Consider the following 25,493-nt stretch of genomic DNA (forward strand, 5'->3'; position numbering starts at 1 on the left):
TTAACCTTCTTTCTCTATTTTTAGGGAGCCATCATCGAGCGGATCTTTCCCTTGATACGTAAAATATTCAAAATCGGCATAGCTTTTGCCAAAGTGATCTAAATCATGGGCACTGATTCCAATGAAATTCCCCGTAAAACCACCAGACAAGAACTGGATGTTTTGCTTTTTAAAGGGATGCCACGTTTGTGATTGCCGATAGAACCATTGGGCTTCTAGATAAGAACCGACTACTTTCAATCCAATCGGCTCACTTGCAGCAGCGAGGGGCAATTTATCTGGGAACAAGTGAAATTCTCCTTCACAACACCGCAGCAACCGAAGGACCTTGTCTTCTTTTTCATCATAGGTTACGTAGAAAAACAAATAGTTTTCTTCATTTAAGAAAAGCGACAATCCAGCCATCTGATTGAACGATTGGGGGTGGTATTCCATCACTGTTTCAGCTTCAAAACAAACGTCTTGTTGACGAATCGCCAATAAGTGCTTATGAAAGTTCGATTGCATCGATTCTCCGCCGATCAATCGCAAATACCCTGGTCGCTCACTCAGATTGCACCACTCTTCATTGGGCAGCAATCGTCTGCCGTTCCATGCTTTTTGCAACGATCCTTTAAAGTCATCAATAAAAACAGCAGGTGATGCCCTTTGCTTCTGAGCGTCGCTAGCGAGCCTGATGGTTTGATCTGGGATCGTATCGTTATTGCTAAGACGCAGCCATCCTTCGTGATCCCAATAGACAGTTTGGAGTGCTGTCTCTCGTCCAAGGATCGCTGCCCCTTCTACTGGCCGAGTCATCAAATAGCTCATGACCCATTCTCCTGATGGCGCAATCGTCAAACTGCCATGACCTGTACATTGAAAAGGGGAATCTTCGCGCTGATAGGCACGCATCATGGGAAAATGCGGATCTACTTCATAAGGTCCAGTGATGGTTTTACTACGACAAACTGTTACCGCATGACCTGCACCCGTTCCTCCTTCTGCCGTCAGTAAGTAATAACACTCATTGTGGTAATAAAGATGCGGTGCTTCAGTCTTCGCCAGCTGGGTTCCAGAAAAAATTGGCACTCTGTCACCGATCAAGCACCCTTGTGCTTCAGAGTATTCTTGGAGCACGATCCCCACCGATTTATTTGGTGTATCCTTACGATAATCCCAAAGCGCATTCAGTAACCAGATACGCCCCTCTTGATCATGAAACAAGGACGGATCAAAGCCACTACCATTTAAGTAAATGGGCTCACTCCATGGCCCATGAATGGTAGGAGCCGTGATGAGATAGTTTCGACAGTCTTTGAAGGGGCGTGTCGTGTTGCGAACATTTGTATAGACACAATAGTATTGTCCGTTTGCGTAGCTGATTTGCGGTGCCCAAATGCTGCAATTTGCTGTGTTGCCTAATAAATCCACTTGATTGGTCAGAATATCTGTTTCATGGGACCAATTGACTAGATCTTGAGAACAGTAGACCCGAATTCCTGGCAACCACTCAAAGGAAGAAACCGCTAAATAATAAGTATCCTCGACTTTTAAAATACTCGGATCAGGATGAAACCCTCTTAAAATCGGATTATTGATTATTGCCTTCATGCAACCCCTCCTTGTTTGCTGACTGCGTCCGTTGTTTTTTTCTTGTGTCCGGCATCGCGATGGAGAAAACAAAAACCCGCCGCTAAAAAGAAACAAAAGGCAATCGGAAAAGCGATCATTTGACTACCAATCAATGTCACGACACCAGTCAAAAAATAAATAGCACAAGATTGCTTTCGATAATTACGATAGCGAACAAGCATCGTCGCCACTGAAACCAATATCAGGAGTGCCAACAGCGTGAAGCCAAACCAAGCACCGAGTGTTTGAAATTGCGCCAATGCTGCTTCTGCCGTCATTTGATTCAGTATAGTGGGAAACGCACGTTGAAAGATCTCTTCGAACTGCTGGACAGTCATTTGATTGATCGCCAAGGAAAAGCCGCCCATAAACACCAGAGCGAGAACCATCCCGATCCAGCCAGACCATTTTGCCTTGCTCATTTTTCTATCACTCCTTCAAGAGTCACCCATTCAGGACGTTGGGGACTTCTTTGGTAACAACACATTCGCTCCGTGAATGTGACCGTTTGGTGGCTTGCTGTTTTTCCCCAATCAGACCATCCGCAAGGGGCGAGCTGTTGATCAAAGCAGCAGGATAAAAAGGTGACTTTGGCGTCATTACGCCAAGGACGGCCTAAGTAATAGGCTTTGTCCCCTGTCACTCGGCACCGATCGAAGGTTAACCCGCTTGCTTGTTTGCTGGTTGAGGCAGCAGTAATGTAGTTCGTTTGTGGTGTATTTTTACAATGCAAGTGACACTCTTCAAAGGTGGCGGAACCACCGCCAAAAATAAAATCGACTGTTCCACTGATCCTGCAATGCAAAAACAAACTCTGTTGTTGGTCAAAGATTGTCTTTCGCCAAGGGCTGATCATTGGTTCGCCTTCTTTGGTATATTTTGGCAATGGACCCAGGCACAAGGTATCTTGAAAAGCATCGAGATGACAGCGTTCGAAGCGAATGTCATCCCCTTCGATATAGACGGCAACTGCTTGCCCGACTGCTTGCCCATACCCTGCGTCATTGATGATGGTCAGGTTTTTTACAAAGACTTCTCGGCTATTGATAAAGAGCGTCGCTGTTTGAAACGTTCCTCTTTTTTGCCCTTTTTCATCGGTTTGCTCGGCAGCCAAGTGGTAGCATAAGAACGTGTTAGGTTCCGCGATCAACGTAAGCTGGTTTTTATAAATTTTCACCTGTTCTTGATACACGCCAGAGGCGATCGTGATTTCACAAGGTGCTTTTAAGGCTTCAGCAGCCAGCACGGCTGCTTGGATACTCGTAAAATCACCCTTTTGCGACTCTTTACTAACCTTTAGCTTGATAGGAGGTGCTGTTTTAAAAATTCGATCCACTGCGCTCTCATCTCCTTGGTTTCTTCATGACCGCCTGGCAAGCAACACGCCTGCCAATGCTCCTTATAGCCTATTGCTTCATAATGCTGTCCGAGCTGCTGATCCAAACGAGCGACGCCGCTTGAGGGGCAGCCACGATCCTCTTTGCCAACCAAACTCAAACGCGGGCGTGGTGCGATCTGTTTTTGAATCGCCACAGTCGTAAAGTCTTTCAACACATTAGGAACATAATAGTAAAACCCATGTTTGCTTAGACGGTCCTCTTCGATCAATGCTTGATAGTCCACTTGTGCTGCCATGTCCACCACCACTGATATCCGTTCATCTAGCGCTGCCAACCACCAGCTCATCAAGCCGCCCATAGAAAGTCCCAATGTGGCGATAGCGGAATGTTTCACTTCTTTGCGGGAAGCAAGATAGGTCAAAAACTGTTGGTTATCATAGATTCGTTGTCCCCATAATGTTTTGCCATGCAACAGAAACCGCTTGTAGCTATCATTCTCACCGTTTTTTCGTTCGCCAAAGCCCCACATGTCGATCACCCCAACGGCGACGCCCAACTTCATAAATGTCGCGAATAGGCTTTCTTTTTGCATATAACACGGACTTTGTCGTAGTTCTTCTTTCCCCCTCGTGAAGTCGCCGCCATGAGAATGATTGAACAAAACGAGTGGAACAGGTTGCTGAGAGCTAGGATAAGCAAAGTATGCAGGGACATCCTCTTCTTGATTTAATCGTAGAAGTAAATGTTCCAAGGTATAATTTTGCACTTGCTCTTTTGTTTGCTGAACCACTTGTGGTGCAACTTTCATATCAGGACCTAGCAGCTGTAGTAACTGAGGATCCCTCACAAAAAATCTCCTTGAAATGCCAGAGGCTGACGATTCTCAAATGATTGTGTGACGGTGATTTCCCGACTATTCTCGATATGGAACGCTTCAGTTACGCCTTCCAAATTGATACGATCAAACTGAATATTCCGTCCACAGCCAATATAAAAGCCTTGTTTTGTCATCTCTTCGATACCTGTCATCATTGCAGGCTTTCCTGGAATTGGGTGTTCAGCCATAGAAACAGCAATATCTTGGAAAGTGATATCTGAAATAAATTGTTCAGCCAAGCCATAAACAAACCCAGCGGCCGCATGAACATTCCGAGCCGAGATATTTGCAAAATGGATTCTCCGAAAATGAGGGGTTTCCTCGGTGATCGGGTACGGATTTTTATCCCAAACATACTTTTCTTTGCCTTTCGGTCCACAGAAATAGTAAAGATTTAAAGTGAATGGACAGATAACATTATCCATCACAATGTTATTCACTCGAATATCTTCGATCGTTCCGCCACGTCCCCGACGGGATTTCAACCGAATCCCACGATCAGTATCTTGAAAAATACAATTACTGATGGTGACATTACGAATATCGCCGCTCATCTCACTACCTAGAACGACTGCCCCATGCCCATGAAGCATATGGCAATTTACGATCGTGATATTCTCACAAGCGACCCGTTCTTTGGTGTCCTCCGTTCCTGATTTGATGGCGATACAATCATCACCAACATCGATATGACAGTTACTGATGCGGACATTTTTACAAGATTCAGGATCGATCCCATCCGTATTTGGCGAATCCGCTGGATTTTTGATGCGAAGATTATCGATCGTTAGATCTTGGCAAAGAATCGGATTGACGGTCCAACTTGGTGAATCGACAAGACGGATATCTTTCAACGTAATTTGCTGGCAAGAGTCAAAACTGATTAATTTTGGTCGTGGATAAGCAAGCTGTTCACGGTTTTCCCGAAAGGTGTTCCACCATCTTTGCCCTTGTCCATCAAGCATTCCTAGTCCTGTGACAGCGATATTTTCCGCATTCTCGGCATATAAACAAGAGGTATAAACTTCCCGTTTGACCCCTTCCCAGCGAGACACAACGACGGGATAGTCTTTGGGATCATCAGAAAATACTAGGGTCGCCCCCAATAGTAGGTGCAGTTCAATATTACTTTTTAAAAAGAGCGCTCCTGTCGGATAGCGTCCTGCGGAAAAAGTGATTCTGCCTCCTCCTTGTTGATGCAATTCATCAATTTTTTCTTGAATCGCTTCTGTCAACAGACCTTCTTTTTCTTGTAAATCAGCTGTAGTCAATTGGATATTCATTTCTTGCTTCCTTCCTCCATTAGTGGTTGCAGCAGTAAACTCGCTTGTAAAAAGGCACCGTATCCTTTGAAATCATTCGTGATAACGGGTTCACTGATATAGTAAACAAACGTACCATCCCGATCATCTGGGCCACCAAGACCAGCAACTTCACAGTTTCTGATCAGATTCAACCAGCCTTCTTTTGTTAAAAAGACAAACTCATCAAGCAATCCTTGATAGGTCTCTTGGGCAAACACTTGCCATTTTTGATCGATGATCCCTGCTTTGACTGCTTTCGCTGTTGCGTAACAAATCATTGAAGAAGCGGATGCTTCTAAATAATTCCCACGCTCACTGCCTTTATCTAAGACTTGATACCACACTTTTTTCTGGGGATCTCTTACTTTAGCAAGAGCTTCTAGACAGGAGACAAACATTTTTTCTAATGGATTCTTCTGCTCTGATTCCCCTAATAGCACCATCGTATCTGCGAGAGCCATCATGAACCATCCCATTGATCGTCCCCAGAAATTTTTTGAACAACCGGTCTCAGGATCTGCCCACGGCTGGACTTTTTGTTCATCCCACGCGTGATACAAAAGACCCGTTTTTGGATCTAGGGTATGAGTAAAGCATAAGGTGAATTGCTTGATTACATCTTCCAATGCTTCTTCTTTCTCAAATGTCAGTGCGTATTCTGTTAGAAATGGGGCCCCCATATATAAGCCATCTAACCACATTTGATAAGGATAGATTTTTTTATGCCAGAACCCGCCTTCGCTTGTTCTTGGCATCTGCTGTAATTGTTGATACAGCGTGTCCAAGGCGATCTTGTATTTTGAAGCACCTGTTTCTTTGTATAGTAAGAATAAACATTTGCCATTATTGATGTAATCGATATTCATCGCATCCATCTGATAGTTTTTGATACAACCGTCTTCGTCAATATAAAAATCCATCGTGTTTTGGATATAGTCGAAATAGCGTTTGTCACCAGTTTGCTCATAGGCTTCTTTCACGCCTTGTAAAACGACCCCGATGTCATAGGACCATTTTCCGTGATAAATTTTTTCTTTGCATAAGTAGTCATAGCGCTCAAATAATGTGTTCAAAGCAATTTCCGAATAGTTCTTCATGTACGATACTTCCTTTTATTGTAGTCTCCTCAATTCATAGAGCTATTTGAATGAATCCGTTTTACCGGCTGTATTTCATGAGGGTTCAGCTTGTCTTGCTATTTTCAGGTGTTCTCTAGTGACCGTTTTGTTTGCGGACCAGTAAAAGTCTTTGAGCCATTTTCTTTAGATAATGACCTCATCTCCTTTGCTGGCAACGGTTTGCTCCGTAGTCGATGCCGTTTTTGAAACCACCTGATCTGTTTCAATTGGGTGGATATCTTGAAGAATTTTTTTACCAGCAAGGGCAAAAACACCACCAACTAAGCTGCTACCCATCAAAAAGAGGCCGATCAAGAAATAACTGCCCAGGACTAAATAGCCAACGATCAAAATCGTCCAACTTATGATCGAATAATGCAGATAGCCTAAACCTAACAACGCACTCCCCCGCAGGATCTCAAACACGGTCACAAAGTTGGTGGCTGCCATGACGGTATACACGTGCATGAATAAAAAGAGAAACGCAATCAAAAAGAGGACATTCGCTACTTGGATAAACCATGGAAATGGCGCAAATATGTTGGTGATCACGATCGCTGCAATGATCAGAAACAACCAACTGATCAGCACCGATTGTCGGAACCGTTCTTTACTATAGTAGAAAAAACTTTTGATCAAAGGTGGTCGTTCATGAAGACGAAGCCAGCGATCATAATATTTCATCATGGCATACGACGCAGGGCCAATGCCAAAGAGGACCCCTCCCAGGAGAGTCACACTGAGCCAAAGAAAGTGAAGTGCGATCAGCGTCAAAAATGCGAGTAATCCTTCGTTGATTTTCGTGATCTTTTCGATCGTCATGTGATCCCTTCTTTCTTAATAAATCCCGTCTTCGCCAATTTTTTTCGCCAAACGATTCGCAAAGATAACGAGGATCAAGCCAACAAGTCCTTTAAACAGCCCAACAGCTGTCGAGTAACTCAATTGACCATTTTGAATCCCGGCGGTATAGACAAAGGTATCAAAGATTTGGGCAACTTCACGGTTCATTGAGTTCATCAACAAGAACATATGCTCAAAGCCCATATCTAAGATCGAACCGATCTTTAAAATCAATAAGGTTACAATCGTTGGACGAATACAAGGCAATGTGATATGCCACATTTTTCGTAGCTTGCCAGCCCCATCCATATCCGCAGCTTCATAAAGCTGTTCATCAACATTGGTAATAGCGGCTAGATAGACGATCGTCCCCCAACCGGCACCTTTCCAAAGATCTTGGAAAATGTACATTGGACGCAACCACGTGCGGCTTGTTAGAAACGGGATACGTTCGCCACCAAGACTTTCGATCATGTTATTGATTACACCACCTTCTGTCGTTAATAAAACATAGAAGATGGAAACAACGATGACCCACGACATAAAATGAGGCAAATAAATGATGGTTTGAATCCCTTTTTTCAAACGGCGATTGTTTACTTCATTTAGCATAAGTGCCAATAATATAGGAAAAGGGAAAGAAATCGTGATATTTAAGAAAAACATGATCAGTGTATTGCGCATCAACATCACGAAGGTATCTTCAGTAAAGAGCCGAATAAAATGAGTGAAGCCAACAAAGGGGCTTCCTAGGATCCCCAAGAATGGTTGGTAGTCTTGAAAAGCGATGACCAAACCGCCCATCGGTATGTAACGGAAAATAAGAAAATATAAAATCCCCGGCAATACCATAATATAGAGGGCACGATTTTTTCTGATTTGCGCCCATTTTTTCTTTTTCAGCCGCAGCCGCTGTTCTTCTTCATTAAGTGGTGAGAAGTAATTATCAACTTTTGTTTCCATACTTGTTCCTCCGAATTTTTTGATTTGATAGTCCCATGGTAGCGTGAAAAAAAGATAACGTATATAATCATTTTCTCAGCTTTGAAAAGGCATACATTTTTTAGAATTATTTCTCAATCGAATTGGAAAACCCTTGATTTATCAACGTTTATCGCTATTGTGAATTTTTCAACATGTAAAAGTGATTATATACGTTGTCCCCGCCTCATGATACGTTGGAAGTACCTATTTAAGTAAAAAAAGATGGAGGTTTTTTCTATGCAACAAACCCTGAAAAAAACGAACCGCCCGAAAAGTGAACGGGTCGTTCAAGGATTTATTATTGGCTTTCTACTACTCTTCACCTTAACGTGTCTCTTACCTTTTCTAAACATTCTCGGAAGCTCCTTTGCTTCTTCTTCTGAGATCGCGACACGAACATTTATCATTATCCCACGTGAATTTAGCTTAAATGCTTACCGGTATATTCTCTCGACACCCACGATTTTTACGAGTATTGGTGTTTCCCTTTTCGTGACCATCGTCGGAACGGTTCTTTCAATGATCTTGACCTCTTTTATGGCCTATGCTCTTTCGAGAAAATATTTGCATGGACGCGGCATCTTCAACTTTATTGTCGTATTTACCATGTTGTTTAGCGGTGGGATGATCCCAAGTTTTATTTTGGTACAAAGCCTCGGCTTGATCGATTCTCTCTGGGCATTGATCTTACCGAGCGCCATCAGTGCATATAATATGATCATTATGAGAAACTTTTTCCAAGGGATTCCTGATAGTTTAGAGGAATCCGCAAAAATGGATGGTTGCTCTGATTGGGGCGTCTTTTTCCGTATCATCTTACCCCTTTCCTTACCATCGATTGCGACGATCTCTTTGTTCTACGCTGTTAGTTATTGGAATACTTATCAATCAGCGATCTTGTACATCAATGATTCAGCGAAATGGCCGATCCAAGTGCTCCTTCGACAAATCGTGATCGTCTCCAGCGGGATGAACGCTGATGCCGCTAGTGTCGATGTTGTCCCCCCAGCACAATCCGTAAAAATGGCCGTGATCGTCGTTGCGACTCTGCCAATGTTGATCGCCTATCCATTTGTCCAGAAGTATTTCGTGAAAGGTGCAATGGTTGGTTCCGTCAAAGGGTAACCAACAGACAGCAAAGAAAAAAAGCGCTTTTGATCAACGATCAAAAAGCGCTTTTTTCTTTTAGTCTTTGGATCGCTTGCGATACTCTCCAGGGGTCATCTGTTCTTTCTTTTTGAAAAAGCGGATGAAGTTTTGAGAGTTGGTATATTGAAGGTTGGCTGCGATTTCCTTGATCGTCATATCCGTTTCCCGCAACCATTTTTTGGCGATTTGCAACCGATAGTTTTGTAAGTAATCGGCAAAATTGATGGATAATTCCTTTTTAAACACATTACTTAAGTAATTGGCATTATAATGCAGCTGTTCAGCAATGCTATCTAAGGAGAGATCTTGATCGTATTGTTGGTGTACGATCAAGACCATCTTTTCAGACAAGGAGCGAATTTCTCGATCTGTTTTGGCTTGTGTCGTTTCAACGATAGGTAAAACTAACTCATGATAGATGATTTGCTCAACTTTGAACAAACTAGTTTGGTTGAGCACGGATTGATAAACTTTACGACTATTCTGCAAGCTGGTATGATCCGCTCCTAAGAGTTGCCCTAGCTGAACGATACTGTTGATCAACTTAAACAAGGCACTTTCAATCGTCAACGGATTTTTGTTTTCATGAATGATTTCCCGTACGACTTCCGTGTAACTCGCTTTGATGGTCGCTAGTTCCCCACTACGCATCGCATCCAAAAAGGTGCTTTCTGCTTCTCTAGGGTATTGAACGATCGCATTATTGTCTAATTGTGCTGCAATGTCGTCAAAAAAGATAATGACTTCTTCCCCTAAATTCATTCGATAGTGCAAGGCTTCTTTGGCGTTATCAACCGCTAATTTGGTTTCTACGAGGCGGTCGTAGGATTGTGAGACCCCACAACTTATTTTGATTTTCAAGTAATCTTTTGCCGCTTGATGGATCTTTTGACAATAGATCAATACTTGTTTTTGGTCAACTGATTCAGGAAGCTTTAAAATCGTTCCTTGGGTTTCTTGACTGGAGATGATTGGTTGAAAACGCAAATGTGCTGGAATGATCTCCGAAACGAGATTCTCGATGGCAAGCAAGAAAATATCAATAGTCGCTGTTTCTCGTCCACACAAATCATCGATTTGAATCAGTAATACGGCAAAGTGTTCTGTTTTGGATACTTCATACCCAAATTGTGACAGTTTTAAGTGAATATCTTCTTCTGAGATACAGCCGCGAAACAAGTTTAATAGAAACAAGGATTCTAATTCGGGCTTTTGATGCTCGACTTTGACGGCGAGATCGTGGTTTTGATGTAAGACCTGGTCGATATCGGAAATCAACTGATTGACTTCTAATTTCTGACCTTGTTTTTTGGGCTTTAAAAGCTCACCGATCCGATTGATTGGTGAGGTAGCCACGATCGCAATGCGATAGGATACTAATAAAAAGAGGATGATCAAAAGACTGCCAATCACGATCAAACCGCTTCTTAATTCACGGATTGCTTGTGAAACGCTAGCAGGCGCCAGGCGGATCACATGATACCACTGATTGTAATCCGATTGTGTGACCACATACTTATTGTTTTCTTTGTCAGTGAAGATGCCATCGCCGTGGGCAGCTGCAATCATTGTTTCTTGTAAGGCAGAATCGATCACTTCACCATTATCGAAAAGCAGTTGTCCGTCCGCATGAAAAATATTCAAAAAGGAATCGTCATGATCTGCCACCAACTGCGCAATGGTATGGTCTTGGATTTCAGCGATCCCCAAAGCAGTGGTTTCCTGTCGAAACACAGGCAGCGTCATCACCATTTTTAAATAGCCATCTTCTGGCAACCAATACAAGTAGCGTTGGTTGTCGATCAACGATTGAAAAGCAGCAAGTTCAGTATCATCGATCTGTTTTAAGGAGCCTTCTTCGATTTTCCAATGCTGGTTCAAATTCACCAATTGGTAACTGGCGTTTTCGATCCCCATCACACCAATGTAAGCCAGTTGTGAATTGATCTCTCGTACTTGTCGATAATTCGTCACAGAAAACGGCTGTTCCATCGTATCGGAAAAGCTTTGTGTGCTACTGTATGTAGAAAAGGCATACTCCACCATCTGAATTTTTTGATCCAGATTTTCTTTGACTTGGTTGACCAAATTATGTTGACTTTGCAAAAATGTTTCTTGAATGTTTTGATACGTTCGATGATAAATGACCCCACTAAACCCAACGATTAAAGCGCTACCAATTAGAAAAATCAAAATAAATATTTTATAAAACAAGTTGGACGTTTGATGATAGCTTAAAAAGAATTTCATAGACTCCCTCCCATTACCTAACTATCTTCTTTTATACTAGCACATCCCAGAAAAAGTTCCTATGTTATTTTGAAAAATGTTTCACGTGTGCATCCTTGGTGTATTGACATTCTCGTGGGAACAAGCTATGCTTGAATCAAGCAAAAAGGAAGAAGGTTTTCTATGGTCACGATCAAAGATATCGCCAAAGTCGCTGGTGTTTCACATACAACTGTTTCTCGTGCGCTAAACGATAGCCCATTAATTAAGCCAGAAACAAAAAAGAAGATCGCAGCCATCGCTGAATCTTTACATTATGTGCCCAATGTCAATGCCAAAAGTCTGGTGAATAAAAAATCCTATATCATTGGTCTTTATTTTTCTCATCTATCCATTGGTACTTCCGATAGCTTTTTAGTCGAAGTGATCAAAGGAATCAGTGATACCCTACCATCCGAATATACTTTGGCGGTTCATGAATTATTGCAATCCGATACATTTGATGAAGAGCCGAATCGCCTCGATGGAGCGATCGTGATGAGTCAAAGTGATCGTGATGACGGCTTTATCGCTGCTCTTTCAAAGAATAACATTCCTATCGTCGTTTTGAATCGTCAATTGCAGGATGCAACCTTGATGAATGTCACTAGTAATGATGCCCAAGGGGTCTATCAAATGATCACCTATGTGCTTGAACAAGGCTTTCGAAAGATCGCCATGATCGAAGGGATCGCTTCCTTTGGTTCCGCTAGAGAGCGCCGCAAAGGATTTATGAAAGCGATTCAAGAAAAGCAGCTTGTCTGCCCGAAAGAATACTTCGTAGCTGGCGACTACTCGTTGGAAAGCGGTCAGCTGGGTGCCCAGCAACTACTCGCTTTACCTGAACCACCTGAAGTGATTTTTTGCGCCAATGATGACATGGCGATCGGTGCGATCAATGCCTGTCATCAAGCAGGACGAAAGATCCCTGAGGAGATCGGTATCATCGGTTTTGATGATAGTTCTTTTTCTCCCTATACGTATCCCCCATTAACAACGATCCGCAAACCAGTCTATGAAATGAGTCAATTGGCAGCAACCCTGCTGTTGCAGGCATTTGCCAATCAAGTAGTTGAGAAACAACATTTCTTTGATACCTCGTTAATCATTCGTCAATCGCTGTAAGCCTCTTGTTTTCAAGAGCGCTTACGCAAAAATGTTAACGTGTGCATAACTATTTTTTAAGGAGGATTCTATGAAAAAAATTACCGAACAACCCCATCAAACCTATCCAGCCCGAGTGATTCAATTCGGGGAAGGCAATTTTATGCGGGGCTTTTTTAACTGGCAGCTGCAGCAAATGAACAAGAACGGTCTTTTTAACGGCAGTGCCGTTGTGGTACAGCCGATTGATCACGGCTTGAAAGAGCTGTTGGCACAACAAGAAAATCTCTACACCGTTATCTTAGAAGGACTTGTCGATGGCGCTTTATCTCAAACATTTGAAGTCGTCTCCACCATTGATCAAGTGCTGAATCCTTATCAGCAATGGGAAGACTATCTTGCTTTAGCCGAAGACGAGCAACTTGAGATTATCGTTTCTAATACGACGGAAGCAGGTATTGCGTTTCACCCAGAGGATACCTTACACGATACCCCTCCCCAAAGTTTTCCCGCAAAACTGACCGCTCTTTTGTATCGTCGTTTTCAACTACGAAAAAAGGGATTTTTGATCATTCCTTGTGAATTGATCGATCGGAATGGGGAAAAACTAAAAGAGATCGTCTTACAATATGCCGCATTATGGTCTTTGGAATCAGACTTCGTCAACTGGTTAGAAAAAGAAAACACCTTCTGCTGCAGCTTAGTCGATCGGATCGTTCCAGGATATCCTCGCGACAAAGTGGCTCAATACCAAGAGGTTCTTGGCTATGAGGATGCCGTAATGGTCACTGCGGAACCCTTTATGCTATGGGTGATCGAAGGAAACGGCGTAGCCGAAAAGCTCCCTTTGCAAGAAGCTGGGTTGAATGTGATCGTGACAGAAGATATGACTCCTTACCGTGAACAAAAAGTACATTTATTAAATGGTCCTCATACGGCGATGGTTCCCCTCGCTCTTTTAGCGGGTTTAGAAACCGTTGAAGAAGTAATGAACGACCGTGAATTTGCAGCCTTTTTGGATGGTCTTTTTCAGGAAGAGTTGATTCCAATGCTTGATTTGCCTAAAGCGCAGCTTGCAGCTTATGCGGACCAAATCAAAGAGCGCTTCAGAAATCCTTATGTGAAGCATCAGCTGCAATCGATCGCTTTAAACAGCGTCTCAAAATTCCGTGCGCGTCTTCAACCAGTCTTAAGTCGTTATGTCCAACAAAACCAGCAGGTACCAAAACGAATCACTGCCGCACTGGCAGGATTGCTGACTTTCTATCTCACACGACCCTTTCAAGATGATGAGCTAGTGACAACCATATTTCAGCAAGTGAAACAATTACCAGCAGAAGAACAGATCGCAGCTCTATTAAAAAATGAGCAACTTTGGCATGCAGACCTGAGCTTTATGACAGAGACAATCAATGAAATGTGCGCATGCCTAAAACAAGACGGACCCCGCCAGTTACTTGCGTCGATTGACACCCCTGAGCCAAGTTTGAAATAAAGGAGAATCTTTATGTCCAGCACATTAACAGAAACACCCGCGCAACTATTGAAATTGCACCCTAAAGACAATGTCGCAGTCGCATTAAAACCACTAGCTGCTAAAACGACCCTTGCATTTGAAGGCAAAACGATCACCCTTTTTGAGGATATTCCACAAGGACACAAAATCGCCCTCAAAGACCTAGCACAATCACAAGACGTGATCAAATATGGCTATCCCATTGGACATCTCTTAGCTGACGTGAAAACTGGCCAATGGTTGCATACCCACAATGTCAAAACCAACCTTTCTGGCACCTTAACATACGCCTATGCTCCCGATTTGCATCCCGTCCGTTATCCAAAAAGGGCTGCGACGTTCCAAGGGTACCGTAGGGCAAACGGCAAAGTTGGAATTCGTAATGATTTACTGATCGTGCCAACAGTTGGTTGTATCAATGGCATCGCAGAGATCATTGTTGAAAACTTCAAGAAGAATCATCCGGATCTTGGCACTTTTGATCATATTACGATCCTTAAACATCCCTACGGCTGCTCTCAGTTAGGCCAAGATCATCAAAACACCCGTCAAATTTTAATTGATGCGGTACATCATCCAAATGCCGGTGGCGTCTTGGTCTTTGGCTTAGGTTGTGAGAACAACACCGTTCCCGAGTTTAAGAAAAACCTGGGTGACTACGATCCAAAGCGCGTCAAATTTATGGTGGCACAGGAAAGCGACGATGAAATTGCGGTCGGCGAAAGCTTATTAGAAGAATTACTGGAAGCAGCAAAAGAGGATCAACGAGAAGCCGTTCCCTTGAGTGAGCTAAAGATCGGGTTAAAATGTGGGGGTTCCGACGGGTTTTCTGGGATCACCGCCAACCCTTTGTTGGGGGCATTTTCTGACTTTTTAGTTTCTCAAGGTGGCAGTACAGTCTTGACGGAAGTACCCGAAATGTTTGGCGCTGAACAAGTCTTGATGGCGCGTGCACAAGATGAAGCCACCTTTGAAAAAATTCTCCATCTAATCAACGACTTTAAAGATTATTTCCTTGCATACGGTGAACCAGTCTATGAAAATCCTTCTCCTGGCAATAAGGCAGGCGGTATCACTACGCTAGAAGATAAGTCATTAGGCTGTACCCAAAAATCTGGGACTTCCGCTGTCGTCGATGTCTTAAAATATGGGGAAAAACTCCGTAAGCCAGGCTTGAGCCTGCTGGAAGGTCCAGGAAACGACCTTGTTGCCGCTTCTGCACTGGCTTCTGCCGATTGCCAACTCGTCTTATTTACCACTGGTCGCGGCACGCCATTTGGTGCCTATGTGCCGACCATGAAAGTTGCCACAAATCAAGAGATTTATCATAAGAAACCCCACTGGATGGATTTCAACGCTGGTCGCTTGTTGGAAGAGCCGATGGAGGTCGTGCTGGAAGATTTTATTCAAGCGATCATCGATACTGCCAGTGGAAAACCGACGCGTAATGAAGCCAACAACGTTCGTGAGATCGCCATCTTTAAAAATGGCGTGACACTATAATCAAAGAAAAGAGGTCCGACATGTTTTTAAATGAAAACTATTTATTGCCAAATGAAATTGCTCAAACACTATACCATGACTATGCCAAAGAGCTGCCGATTATTGATTACCACTGCCACCTAGACCCGAAAGAAATCTATGAGGATCGGCCGTTTAAAACTATCACCGAGGCATGGCTAAGTGGTGATCATTACAAATGGCGATTGATGCGCGCTTGTGGCGTACCCGAAGAAGCGATTACGGGCAATGCCAGTGATTATGAAAAATTTTTGGCATGGTGTCAAACAGTGCCAAAATTGGTGGGAAATCCCCTTTACAGTTGGACCCATTTAGAATTAAAGCGATTTTTTGAGATCGATCTTCCCGTTACTGAAGAAAATGCCGAAACTTTGTGGAGGCTATGCAACGAAAAATTGCAGCAAAAAGACTTTACCCGAAGAGCTTTGATTGCTCGCAGTAACGTCGAGATCGTTTGCACCACAGATGATCCAGTCGATGATCTTCACTATCATCACCAATTAAGCCAAACAGAACAACGTTTTCGGGTCTTGCCGACCTTTCGACCTGACAAAGCGTTACAAATCGACCATCCGAATTTTCTTACCTATGTTACCAAACTCGAAAAGAGTGTCGAAAACGCGATCACTACCTACGATGCTTTCTTGAGAGCCTTGCGGGACCGTGTAACCTACTTTCACCAGCATCACTGCCGCTTGTCTGACCATGCGCTGGATACTTTAGTGTATGCTGCAGACGAACAGTTATCCCTTGAAGCAATTTTTGCCAAAGCATTAGCTGGAGAATCTTTGGAGGAAAACGAAGTCTCTTTCTTCAAAACCAATGTTCTAGTTGAACTGATGAAGCTGTATCACGAACATGGTTGGACGATGCAACTGCATGTCCATGCGTACCGTAACTGCAATCAACGAATGTTTGAGCGCTTGGGACCAGATACGGGCTACGATGGCATCAATGATCAACCACTGACTCAAAGCTTGCAGAAATTATTGAACGCTGCTGATGCGCAGGACCATTTGCCTCAAACGATTCTCTACTCCTTAAATCCCAATGACTATGATGCACTCGTCGCTTTGATGGGGTGCTTCCAGCAAGAAGGCAATAATAAATTGCAGTTAGGATCTGGCTGGTGGTATAACGACACCCGCGCAGGCATGCGTCACCAATTGACGAAATTCGCAGACGGCAGTGTGATCTTTAACTTTGTCGGCATGCTGACGGATTCAAGAAGCTTTTTGTCTTACACCCGTCATGAATATTTCCGACGCGTCTTTTGTGAATGGCTTGCTGAGATCGTTGTACGTGGTGAAGCACCTGCTGATCTTCGTCAGCTAAAACCATTAGTAGAAAATGTCTGTTATCAAAACGCCAACAACTACTTCAAATTTTAGGAGAAAGACAATGGAAAAAATCGTCATCGTCGGTGATTCCACCGCATCGATCAAAGAGCCTAGCGCTCGTCCAGAAACGGGCTGGGGTGAAAAGATCTCACGCTATCTCCCCCAGCATCAAATCGTCAACTTGGCAAAAAATGGGCGTTCCTCCAAAAGCTTCATTGAAGAAGGACGCTTGTTGCAGGCAAAAAAAGAACTATATGCTGGTGATTATCTCTTGATTCAATTTGGACACAACAATCAAAAAACAGATAGTCGTGGTACGACACCTGTAGAATATCAGCATAATTTAGCAACCTTCGTGCAAACGGCACGCCAGCAGCAAGCGACACCGATCCTATTGACCTCGATCACTCGTTTGCATTACGTGGACCAACAGCAACTTGATCCTTTGGCAGTCGGTCCTTACCCAGAAGCAATGCGTGCTTTGGCTACCTCCTTGGATGTGGTCTGTCTGGATCTTTTTGTCGCAACACAACGGTTCTTTTCAGCACTGGAACCACAACAGGCGAAAACCTATTTTCTTCATTTAGAAAAAAACCAGCACCCCAATTATCCAGCCGGCATTACGGATAACACGCATTTGAATGACCAAGGTGCTACAGCCGTCGCCAAATTAGTTGCCAAATGTTTGACAAATGCTCCATTACCGCTTGCACAACAAGTTTTGTTAGATTGAAACTCATTGTTCGTGTTGAATCTTCCCCATTTAGATTAGAAGAAACCATGTATCCCCCAAACTGGTTCGTTTCAGAATTTGAAAGTGACCGCTTAAAGTTAGCATTTTTCGTCTAACTTTGAGCGGTCACTTCCTCTATTCTACTTAGTTTAAAAGGCTATTTAATGATTGAATTTTGATAGAAAGAAAATGCTAACGAAGCTTAATGAGCATCGCACACCCCATTAAGGGAGAAGGAAAAGAAAGGTACCACTTATTTTTCTTCTTTTGAAGCTGGATTCCCTGGCACTCAAATCCGCAGGTATGAAGAATCGTACGAAAATCCATAGGTAGTTCAACCATTGTTTGGTCAAAGTTATGAATGATGAGCAAGGCTTGATCACCAAGTTCCCGTTGAACGATTTGATAACCAGTTGGTTTTCGATAGGAAAGAATCTGACTTCGGACGACAGTTGTCGTTCCATCCTTGATCAAAGGACGACAGTGATCGTAAAAGACGAAACAATCATCAATCACTTTCCACTGCTCTTTGGAAAGCTCATTGATATCGCCGGATAGACATATTCTTCCTAAAAAGGTACTGATCAAAGAATAAAACAACCGTTGGGGTGAATCTTGCTTTCTAATGACCGCCCAAATCAGGCTTTGTCTCGGTAAAAGATGGTCATGCAAATTTGCTGCTATGATTGGGACACTGATTGCCTCATGAGCATCAGAAAAGCTCGACAGATCCGTCAGTTGGATCATTGAATACTCTAAGCGATGACCGCCTGACGAACAGTTTTCGATGATTAAATCAGGTAATTGCTGCTGAATGCGTTTAATAAATGCCTGTGTTGCCAACAGCTGTAAGCGACTTTCTTCGCCAAAAGATTCCTTCCCATCAAAACCGATCCCAAAATTTTCATTATAATCGATTTTCAAATATCCGATATCATAGTACTTTAAAAAATTGATTACTCTCTCTTGTAAATAGTCAATGACCCAAGGATCTCGCATATTCCAAAAGCGTCGATTGCCGACGGTTAGAGGCTGTCCATCTTTATTCAATAGATGTTCAAAAAACGTACTGGCAACTGACTGATCTCCGACTGTTTCAATTTCAAACCAAATGCCCGGAATCAGATCATGCTGCTTGATAGCAGCGATCACCGTCTCTAATCCATTGGGAAACTGTGACGAACTTACTTGCCAATCACCATGACTACGTTCCCATCCATGTTGATTGGCATACCAGCCAGCATCAATGACATAATATTGAATCGCTTTCCCTTTTAAGGCAGCCAAATTTTTCAAAGTCATATCTTCTGTTGGTCGTCCCCAAGATGTACAAAATTCGTTGAATTGGATTGCCAAATCCTCTTCCGTAGGATGCTGTTTTTGTGCCAAAGGTAACGTCAATATCTTTGTTAATCTTTGGGCGGCAATTGCTTCATTCCCGCAAGTGACGGTTAGGTATGCTGTTGGAGTGACAAAAACTTCACCCGGCATAACAGCTTTTAGCCAATGGCCATAATCTCGGTCTGCTAATCCACCCGACAAACAAAAATCCTCATCAAGACGATACGCTTCAAACTGCCATGATCCTGGTTGCGCAAGACTAACTGCCCATGTAATATCCTTTTGTTTGTCATAGATTGCCGCTTGCGGAAACCACCCTCTAACTGGCATCGAACCTACTTGCCCAAATTTTTCTAATCCTACACCAGAAGGCTTCCATGAGGGCTCAAGCTGTAAGTCTTCAAGCAATTGTATGGTTTTACGCCCTTCAAAACTCCACTTGCTTTGATAGCGGATCAAGCTCAAATTGCCTATTGGATTCTCATCATAAAATGGACTAAGATTACTCAATGAGAAGCTTGCCAACATTTCAAGCATCTGGGGAATCTTCGTCCGATTTTCAAAGGTCACATAAGTTTCTATTACTGGAAACCCTATCTGCCAGCTTACATAATGGGTATAGTGATTTCCTCTATCATCAGCTAAGATGGTAGCAATTTCTTTTTTATTCGATTCCTGTTTATCGATTTGTTTCACTAATCGAAGGCTTTTGACTGTTGCACTATTCCGCATCGTACTCCCTGTGCTGAACCCTTTTGGGTAATCATCACCTATCAGTTTTGCTTGAATCAAGGAATCAAATTTGGTCTTTTTAGGTAGCTGTACTTCATGATGCAAAGAAGTTGGGCTAAGGACCCATTCCACAGATTCGGCGGATTGATAGTAGTCGATCGTCATATCGCCAAACACGACCGTGCGTAACTTTTGCATATAACGGCCTCCTTTCATTTGTATATTGCCTACTGATCGATTCCTTTAAAAAAGCTCTGCGTAATAAGTCCTTGCAATTCAATCACCTGGTTTTTCCCAATTTCAATCTTCGTCGGATTCAAAAATTCCACTTGTTGTAGTTCTAGTTGAACACTTTCGTCCACCCGAAGAAAACAAGCTTCCCCTGTATAATCAATCTTGAGATTCTTAAATTGTAATCGGACCTGTTCACCGTTCCCAAAAAAGTTTGATGTCTTGCGAATCCCAGAAATCGAGCAATTCTCTATCAATAACTGGCGCAAAGGTCGATTATTTTGCATTAGTTTCTTTTCGCCATACTCGTAAACAAGAAACTTATCTGCGTCAGCGATTTTACAATCAATTAAGCGAATGTTTTGGGCATCTTTTTTAATCGTATCTGCCTCAATCGCATAGTATTTAAAAATGGCATGGGTATAATACGTATTTTCTGAAAGGTGAGGATAACGCCCTGGGCCTTGAAACCTACAGTTTTTAAAGGTAATCGTATCGCCACCGATCCTCATTGCGTTGCAAGCTGTATTTAAAAAACAATCTTCTACCATCAGCTGCTCAATGTCATACCCAGCAAAGCAGTCATCTCCACATGCTAGATGACAATCACGGACATAAATGTTGGTGGAATGATGTAGATTGAATCCGTCATGCCCCGCTTCGATGGTTACATTGTTTATTTGGACATTTTGACAGCCATCGATCGTATGACTCCAGTTAGCACTATTTTTAAAACAATAACCAGCTAAATGAACCCCCGTGATTTGGGAAAGAATGATCCCCATCGGTCCACGAAAGCCTTCTTCCCCATTTTCGTCGAAAGTATCTTGACCATCGATCAACGATCCAGGTTCCCCGATGATCTTCACATTTTCTTCTTTAAAAGCCGTGATCATGGCATAAAAATAATACTCAGGTAAATGCCAAATTTTTTTGTAGTATTCATCGTGCAAGTAGTTAATCGTACTTGGTACTTGAAAATCACAATAGTCCGCTAAGTTTTGGCTTCCCCTTAAGATTGACCCAGATTTTAAACGTAAGGTGATATTTGAATAAAGACGTAAAGAGCCAATCAAATAGTCCCCCTCTGGTATGATTACTTCTCCTCCTCCAGCCTTTCGACAAACATCGATGCATGATTGAATCGCCTTTGTTTGATTTTTTTCTGAATTTGTTGACACCCCGTAATCAGTGATAATAAACGTGTTCCTTTGGTCTTCCATTTCCATTTCCTCCTGTCCAATAATCATTTTTTTCCACCCAGTCATTTCTCAAAAATGAATACAAGTCAATTATAATGCGGATCTAATTGTTGAATAACTGAAAAAACGATATAATTGGTGTCAGAAAGTTACCTTTCTAATGTCTTTGCTATGAAGGAGTATCGAATGATCTATCAGATTCATTTAAATCTACCAATTTTCAATTTATGGAGTGGGTTGTTTTCGAACAATAAAAATCAAACATGGCGCCACAAAGAAACCCATCATTCCGAAAATTTTGAACTTATCTTGCCAATAAAAAACGATGTTTCCTTGACCATCAACGAAAAAGAGGTATTGATCAAGGAAAACGAATGCTTTTTGATACCGCCATATGCGAAAATCAAAGCTGCTGCTACAATTGAACATGAAGTTCATTTTTACTGGCTACATTTCATTGCTTCCTACCAAACGATTTCTTTAAAAGAGCCTATGTTACAAAAAGGCCTACAGGATCTAGCAACACTAACGATGCCAACAGAGTTAAATAATTTTATCTTTCTCCCACAACGTTTCCAGTTAAAGTATCCCGAACGAATCGTTGTTTTGCTTAATCAATTGCTTACAAACGGAAAAAGACAACAATACACACAACGGGGGAATGATTTTTCTTTAACCTTATTACTGATCGCTCTTTGTGATGATTACCTAAATCAATTGGCACATACCGCGAAAAATCATGTCAAAAAAACTGCATTGATTGCCGAGTGGATTCGGGTCAACCTTACAAGTGAACTCCACTTATCTGATATTGCTAACCATTTTGGCTTGAATCCCAATTATCTTAGCCGACTGTTCAAAAAGGAACAGGGAATTGGTATCAAAGAGTATATGGTAAACACCAAAATTGATTATGCAAAAACACTTTTAGCAACAACCAATTTATCGGTCAACGAAGTAGCTGATCAAGCTTTCTTTTCCGATGCAAAACATTTTATGAGGACGTTTAAACAGAAAAATGGCTTAACCCCTTCTGACTATCGAGCAGAAAATGCGCAAACCAATCTAAATTCTAGTCAAATGAATCTTTCCGCCCCGTTACCACAGCAATTAGGCAATGAGGCACTAAAGAAGCTTATCTATCAGATTTTGAAAGAAAATCATCAATAAAAAAACATTTGTCCACCTTTGGTCCGTTTTAGCGGAACTTGTTCAAGGTGGCTGCAAATGTTTTTTGTTCTTTTATTTAGAAATCGTAATAAAAAAGCAATTTTTCTTCTTCTGCAAGGGCATTTGCATCAGTTGTTTGTTTTTGTCCTAAGACGAGTGTCAATTCAGGGTCTTGCTCTTTTGCGACTGCTGAAAGATCGATTTTTATGATTCGATCCTCATAAAACGGAGCGGTCAGAAAAACAAAACCTCGTCCCGTTCCCATGACAGAAAACGTCTCGCTTTCAGTAATTTCTGTTTGATTTGCTTTGATCAACTGATCACCGGCAGCATTTTTTTCATCTGTAATTGACAAGTAACAGTTTGCTGATTGGTTCCACAGTGCAACCTTCCCTCCATCCAGAGGTATTAGTTGGAAAAGATCAGCTTCAACATATTTTCTACTGATTTGTAGAAGACTTGCATCGTTAGCGGATAAATAAGAATTTCGTGTTTCATAAACATACTCGTCGCCTACTTTGGTTAAGGTTCTTTCATACCAAGGTTCTAAGCGTGTTCTTATTCGCAAAGTTAAGCTTGGCGCAGTCTCATAAATCGGGCCATTGTAAAAAGTCAACGTTGAAAAATTCAAATGATCATTATGGATGTACCCTTGGGCGCGCATTGCTGCAGCAGCTTTGCTTGTCCAGGTCATATCAACGGGACTATCGTGAAAGCGTGCTGCCACTTGTTCATATATTGGGCGCAACTCTCCGCGATTGATGCGTTCACTATCTAGCCGGGTCCAATACCCTCGATTCGGGTTTTGGAAAACGTTCATGAGGGGGGTGAATGGTACCTCTTCAAATAAATTGTACTTGGCAGCCCATTCAAAGGCTTTCACTAAGCGATAATCATGTAATGAATAAAGATCGATCCCTTGATTCGCAGCGGCTTCAGCCACAGATGCCAAATAGCTGATCCCTAACTGTGCATGTGCTTGGTCACGTCCACTTTCAACCGATTGCCCCGTATCGCTGACATAGACAGCAATCGATCCATTGATATGAATCGACTGATACAGATTGATCGCCCGCTCAACGATCGGTTGACTATCTGTAAAAAGACCAATCGCCATCATCGCATTCATAGCCGCCGTATCCCAGTTGCCGTTTGCTAACATTGGAACCCCTAGATCTTCAATTACTGGATACACAGTATTAATAAGCATTTCTTGGGTTTGGCTGATATCTTCGGCAGTATATCCAGAATAACCACCTTGATAATGCGCAAGAATCTCTGCTGCTTCTATTAATTTTGAACTACTGATCGCAGCGCCCAAAATGCGATCACGGCCATCAATCACTTTTAAGGTTTGCGACCAGCCATTAATGATTTCTGTAGCTTTTTGTGCATAGTCATCCTCTTCTGTGATGACCCATTGTAGGGCTAAAAAGTACGCTGCATTGCTGGCGCTTTCAAATTTGCCGATATTGCCATGACCTTCTGGAGCACCGCGTCCCACTCCTTCTAAAGGCGTATCTATAAATGTCAATGCACTTTGATCATTGGAGACCCCTTGTTTAAGTTTTAAATAATCACTATACCAGGGTTCTTTTTTCTCAGCGACTCGTTGTTTCATCTGATCGAGATGTTCAGTGGTCAGTTGGATACCTGGATGGGTAAAGGATCTAGCTTCACTTACTCCTTTTACCGTATACGTTGCCTGCTGATAAGTAACTTCGATGCTTTCAGGCAAATCCGCTACTGGGAAAACAGCTTGAAAATAGTCGCTTGTTTTCTGAACTTTAGCTGAAACATTTAATTGATAGTCATTTGGCAGATCATCACTTGTGATCGGCAACCATCGAACAAACACTTGATTTGCACGTATTTCATGGTCAACAATCAGCGCTCCTGAGAACTCAGTTTCTTCAAAAACAAAGTACGCTGGTCGATTTTGTTGTCGACTAGCAGTTAAGCTTCCTTCCTGCCAATGTAAAAACCAATGAGTAACGGAGGGTTCGTCTCGTAAAGTATCTAGATCTGAAGCGATCGTATAACGGTTTGACTCAGGATAATAATGAATGGATAACCGTTCATTATCATTGACGGATGCGGCGGTAAAGTTGAATAAAAAGCGTTCGTCTTTCTTTTGATAATAGTTTTTTTGTTCATCTGATTCTGAAAAATAGTTTTGAAAGCTCAGAAATTTACCAGTGGTGGTTGATTGAATTTGAGCTGTCGGTTTTAAAGAACCAGTTATTTTGTGGATCGGTTCTGCCACATACGAAGCAAACGTCTCTGCTTCTTGTTCATTCTCTACTGTGTAAATTGCCCCATTTTCCCTAACGGCAAAGTAACTCCCCGAATCAGTTTTGATTTTCATGTACTTCACTGGTAATGAAGCGTTGGTGAAATAATTACCAATCTTATGTCCCTCTATGGTTTGGGGTACTTCATCAGTTGTCCGTATAATCTTGACATAGGGCGCTCTTGTCGAACGAATTGAAAAAAGTTCGGATGCAGCAATCGATTCATCAAGACTTTTTTCTGTATAAAAGTGGATGGTCACTTCTTGACGATTCGCAGCTTTGGCTTCTTTGATCAAATCAGTGATATCTAACGTAACTACCGCCTCTCCATTTGGCAGCGTGACTTCATACGTTTTCGTATCCTTCAATACGCTAGGCTTGTTGTCGTAAGTGATCGTATCAGAATCCCACTGACTCCCGGCTTGTCCTCCACTAGTCAATTCATTGGAAGCCTCTTGGAAAAACAACTGGTTGCCACCATGAGTAGTCACCATTTCCAATTGGATCTGTTTGATCGTTTCTATGTCTGTCAAATCACTGATAGCTAATTTCATATAAGCTTCTCTTAATTTTCCTACAATTAATTTTTCTCTGTTTCGTTCTTTCATCACTTCTCCATGTTGACCATTAAAGTTTGAGACAAACGCATCATCAACAATGATGATTTCCTCTCTTTCGCTAGCAAATCCTACTTGAACACTTAAAATACTAAGCAACAGACTACCAAGCAACAAAAACCAAACTTTTGCGATCCCCATTTTCTGCCTCCTTTTTTTAAAAAAAATAGTCAAAATAATCGACCAACGTTATCA

General features: G+C 42.3%; 19 protein-coding genes. 7 read left to right on the forward strand and 12 right to left on the reverse strand.

Annotated features, from left to right (window positions below; genetic code table 11):
- The 8 genes from IGI72_RS10420 to IGI72_RS10455 form a co-directional block, all read right to left on the reverse strand.
- Window positions 1-1,593, reverse strand: coding sequence for a glycoside hydrolase family 43 protein (locus IGI72_RS10420; RefSeq protein ID WP_428207205.1), 1,593 nt, complete (start codon window positions 1,591-1,593; stop codon window positions 1-3).
- The gene (locus IGI72_RS10425; protein WP_438754089.1) at window positions 1,590-2,036 is read right to left on the reverse strand and encodes a DUF4064 domain-containing protein; all 447 of its coding nucleotides are present in this window, start codon (window positions 2,034-2,036) and stop codon (window positions 1,590-1,592) included. The genes IGI72_RS10420 and IGI72_RS10425 overlap by 4 nt, the downstream gene beginning before the upstream one ends.
- On the reverse strand, window positions 2,033-2,950 hold the full coding sequence (locus tag IGI72_RS10430) for a pectinesterase family protein (RefSeq protein WP_438754091.1): 918 nt from the start codon (window positions 2,948-2,950) through the stop codon (window positions 2,033-2,035). The genes IGI72_RS10425 and IGI72_RS10430 overlap by 4 nt, the downstream gene beginning before the upstream one ends.
- Window positions 2,911-3,801 carry a dienelactone hydrolase family protein gene (locus IGI72_RS10435; RefSeq protein WP_438754093.1) on the reverse strand — a complete coding sequence of 297 codons (891 nt, stop codon included), beginning with the start codon at window positions 3,799-3,801 and terminating at the stop codon, window positions 2,911-2,913. Before IGI72_RS10435 ends, IGI72_RS10430 begins: the two co-directional genes overlap by 40 nt.
- On the reverse strand, window positions 3,798-5,114 hold the full coding sequence (locus tag IGI72_RS10440) for a glycoside hydrolase family 28 protein (RefSeq protein ID WP_438754095.1): 1,317 nt from the start codon (window positions 5,112-5,114) through the stop codon (window positions 3,798-3,800). Before IGI72_RS10440 ends, IGI72_RS10435 begins: the two co-directional genes overlap by 4 nt.
- A complete protein-coding gene (locus tag IGI72_RS10445) occupies window positions 5,111-6,232 on the reverse strand; it encodes a glycoside hydrolase family 88/105 protein (protein ID WP_081116627.1) in 1,122 nt (373 codons plus the stop codon). The genes IGI72_RS10440 and IGI72_RS10445 overlap by 4 nt, the downstream gene beginning before the upstream one ends.
- A 165-nt stretch (window positions 6,233-6,397) precedes the next feature.
- Window positions 6,398-7,075, reverse strand: coding sequence for a YesL family protein (locus IGI72_RS10450; protein ID WP_005229936.1), 678 nt, complete (start codon window positions 7,073-7,075; stop codon window positions 6,398-6,400).
- A 15-nt stretch (window positions 7,076-7,090) separates the two neighbouring features.
- A complete protein-coding gene (locus IGI72_RS10455) occupies window positions 7,091-8,059 on the reverse strand; it encodes an ABC transporter permease (RefSeq protein WP_005229934.1) in 969 nt (322 codons plus the stop codon).
- A gap of 258 nt (window positions 8,060-8,317) precedes the next feature.
- Between IGI72_RS10455 and IGI72_RS10460 the strand changes: the two genes are divergently transcribed.
- Entirely contained in the window at window positions 8,318-9,205 is an 888-nt protein-coding gene (locus tag IGI72_RS10460) for a carbohydrate ABC transporter permease (protein WP_015509917.1), read from the forward strand.
- Between the two features lie 60 nt (window positions 9,206-9,265).
- Here IGI72_RS10460 and IGI72_RS10465 read toward each other — a convergent pair whose 3' ends face one another.
- The gene (locus IGI72_RS10465) at window positions 9,266-11,479 is read right to left on the reverse strand and encodes an AraC family transcriptional regulator (RefSeq protein WP_438754098.1); all 2,214 of its coding nucleotides are present in this window, start codon (window positions 11,477-11,479) and stop codon (window positions 9,266-9,268) included.
- Window positions 11,480-11,641: 162 nt separating this feature from the next.
- Here IGI72_RS10465 and IGI72_RS10470 point away from each other — a divergent pair, with 162 nt between their 5' ends.
- The 5 genes from IGI72_RS10470 to IGI72_RS10490 all read left to right on the forward strand — a co-directional run bounded on the left by IGI72_RS10470 (window position 11,642) and on the right by IGI72_RS10490 (window position 17,711).
- The gene (locus tag IGI72_RS10470; RefSeq protein ID WP_438754100.1) at window positions 11,642-12,622 is read left to right on the forward strand and encodes a LacI family DNA-binding transcriptional regulator; all 981 of its coding nucleotides are present in this window, start codon (window positions 11,642-11,644) and stop codon (window positions 12,620-12,622) included.
- A 70-nt stretch (window positions 12,623-12,692) separates the two neighbouring features.
- Window positions 12,693-14,096 carry a tagaturonate reductase gene (locus IGI72_RS10475; protein ID WP_422704102.1) on the forward strand — a complete coding sequence of 468 codons (1,404 nt, stop codon included), beginning with the start codon at window positions 12,693-12,695 and terminating at the stop codon, window positions 14,094-14,096.
- 12 nt (window positions 14,097-14,108) lie between these two features.
- Entirely contained in the window at window positions 14,109-15,620 is a 1,512-nt protein-coding gene (locus IGI72_RS10480; protein ID WP_438754102.1) for a UxaA family hydrolase, read from the forward strand.
- A gap of 20 nt (window positions 15,621-15,640) precedes the next feature.
- Window positions 15,641-17,029, forward strand: a complete 1,389-nt coding sequence (uxaC, locus tag IGI72_RS10485; RefSeq protein WP_086295511.1) for a glucuronate isomerase — start codon at window positions 15,641-15,643, stop codon at window positions 17,027-17,029.
- A 10-nt stretch (window positions 17,030-17,039) separates the two neighbouring features.
- Window positions 17,040-17,711, forward strand: a complete 672-nt coding sequence (locus tag IGI72_RS10490) for a rhamnogalacturonan acetylesterase (RefSeq protein ID WP_438754105.1) — start codon at window positions 17,040-17,042, stop codon at window positions 17,709-17,711.
- Window positions 17,712-17,903: 192 nt separating this feature from the next.
- Here IGI72_RS10490 and IGI72_RS10495 read toward each other — a convergent pair whose 3' ends face one another.
- Both IGI72_RS10495 and IGI72_RS10500 read right to left on the reverse strand, forming a co-directional pair.
- On the reverse strand, window positions 17,904-19,982 hold the full coding sequence (locus IGI72_RS10495) for a glycoside hydrolase family 36 protein (protein WP_438754107.1): 2,079 nt from the start codon (window positions 19,980-19,982) through the stop codon (window positions 17,904-17,906).
- Window positions 19,983-20,011: 29 nt separating this feature from the next.
- On the reverse strand, window positions 20,012-21,238 hold the full coding sequence (locus IGI72_RS10500; protein WP_438754109.1) for a glycoside hydrolase family 28 protein: 1,227 nt from the start codon (window positions 21,236-21,238) through the stop codon (window positions 20,012-20,014).
- A 165-nt stretch (window positions 21,239-21,403) separates the two neighbouring features.
- Here IGI72_RS10500 and IGI72_RS10505 point away from each other — a divergent pair, with 165 nt between their 5' ends.
- Complete coding sequence (locus IGI72_RS10505) at window positions 21,404-22,387, forward strand: AraC family transcriptional regulator (protein ID WP_438754111.1); 984 nt, start codon at window positions 21,404-21,406, stop codon at window positions 22,385-22,387.
- A 76-nt stretch (window positions 22,388-22,463) separates the two neighbouring features.
- On the opposite strand, the gene IGI72_RS10510 is transcribed toward IGI72_RS10505, so the two are convergent.
- Complete coding sequence (locus IGI72_RS10510) at window positions 22,464-25,439, reverse strand: alginate lyase family protein (RefSeq protein ID WP_438754113.1); 2,976 nt, start codon at window positions 25,437-25,439, stop codon at window positions 22,464-22,466.
- Window positions 25,440-25,493 lie beyond the last annotated feature (54 nt).

This window comes from Enterococcus sp. DIV1059_2 (assembly GCF_051713685.1).
Lineage (GTDB): Bacteria > Bacillota > Bacilli > Lactobacillales > Enterococcaceae > Enterococcus_D > Enterococcus_D casseliflavus.

Excerpts from the sequence above, each read along its gene's own strand:
- IGI72_RS10420 (WP_428207205.1), bottom strand. The coding sequence starts at position 1,593 with ATGAAGGCAATAATCAATAATCCGATTTTAAGAGGGTTTCATCCTGAT.
- IGI72_RS10425 (WP_438754089.1), bottom strand. The coding sequence starts at position 2,036 with ATGAGCAAGGCAAAATGGTCTGGCTGGATCGGGATGGTTCTCGCTCTG.
- IGI72_RS10440 (WP_438754095.1), bottom strand. The coding sequence starts at position 5,114 with ATGAATATCCAATTGACTACAGCTGATTTACAAGAAAAAGAAGGTCTG.
- IGI72_RS10445 (WP_081116627.1), bottom strand. The coding sequence starts at position 6,232 with ATGAAGAACTATTCGGAAATTGCTTTGAACACATTATTTGAGCGCTAT.
- IGI72_RS10450 (WP_005229936.1), bottom strand. The coding sequence starts at position 7,075 with ATGACGATCGAAAAGATCACGAAAATCAACGAAGGATTACTCGCATTT.
- IGI72_RS10455 (WP_005229934.1), bottom strand. The coding sequence starts at position 8,059 with ATGGAAACAAAAGTTGATAATTACTTCTCACCACTTAATGAAGAAGAA.
- IGI72_RS10460 (WP_015509917.1), top strand. The coding sequence starts at position 8,318 with ATGCAACAAACCCTGAAAAAAACGAACCGCCCGAAAAGTGAACGGGTC.
- IGI72_RS10465 (WP_438754098.1), bottom strand. The coding sequence starts at position 11,479 with ATGAAATTCTTTTTAAGCTATCATCAAACGTCCAACTTGTTTTATAAA.
- IGI72_RS10470 (WP_438754100.1), top strand. The coding sequence starts at position 11,642 with ATGGTCACGATCAAAGATATCGCCAAAGTCGCTGGTGTTTCACATACA.
- IGI72_RS10475 (WP_422704102.1), top strand. The coding sequence starts at position 12,693 with ATGAAAAAAATTACCGAACAACCCCATCAAACCTATCCAGCCCGAGTG.
- IGI72_RS10480 (WP_438754102.1), top strand. The coding sequence starts at position 14,109 with ATGTCCAGCACATTAACAGAAACACCCGCGCAACTATTGAAATTGCAC.
- uxaC (WP_086295511.1), top strand. The coding sequence starts at position 15,641 with ATGTTTTTAAATGAAAACTATTTATTGCCAAATGAAATTGCTCAAACA.
- IGI72_RS10490 (WP_438754105.1), top strand. The coding sequence starts at position 17,040 with ATGGAAAAAATCGTCATCGTCGGTGATTCCACCGCATCGATCAAAGAG.
- IGI72_RS10495 (WP_438754107.1), bottom strand. The coding sequence starts at position 19,982 with ATGCAAAAGTTACGCACGGTCGTGTTTGGCGATATGACGATCGACTAC.
- IGI72_RS10500 (WP_438754109.1), bottom strand. The coding sequence starts at position 21,238 with ATGGAAGACCAAAGGAACACGTTTATTATCACTGATTACGGGGTGTCA.
- IGI72_RS10505 (WP_438754111.1), top strand. The coding sequence starts at position 21,404 with ATGATCTATCAGATTCATTTAAATCTACCAATTTTCAATTTATGGAGT.
- IGI72_RS10510 (WP_438754113.1), bottom strand. The coding sequence starts at position 25,439 with ATGGGGATCGCAAAAGTTTGGTTTTTGTTGCTTGGTAGTCTGTTGCTT.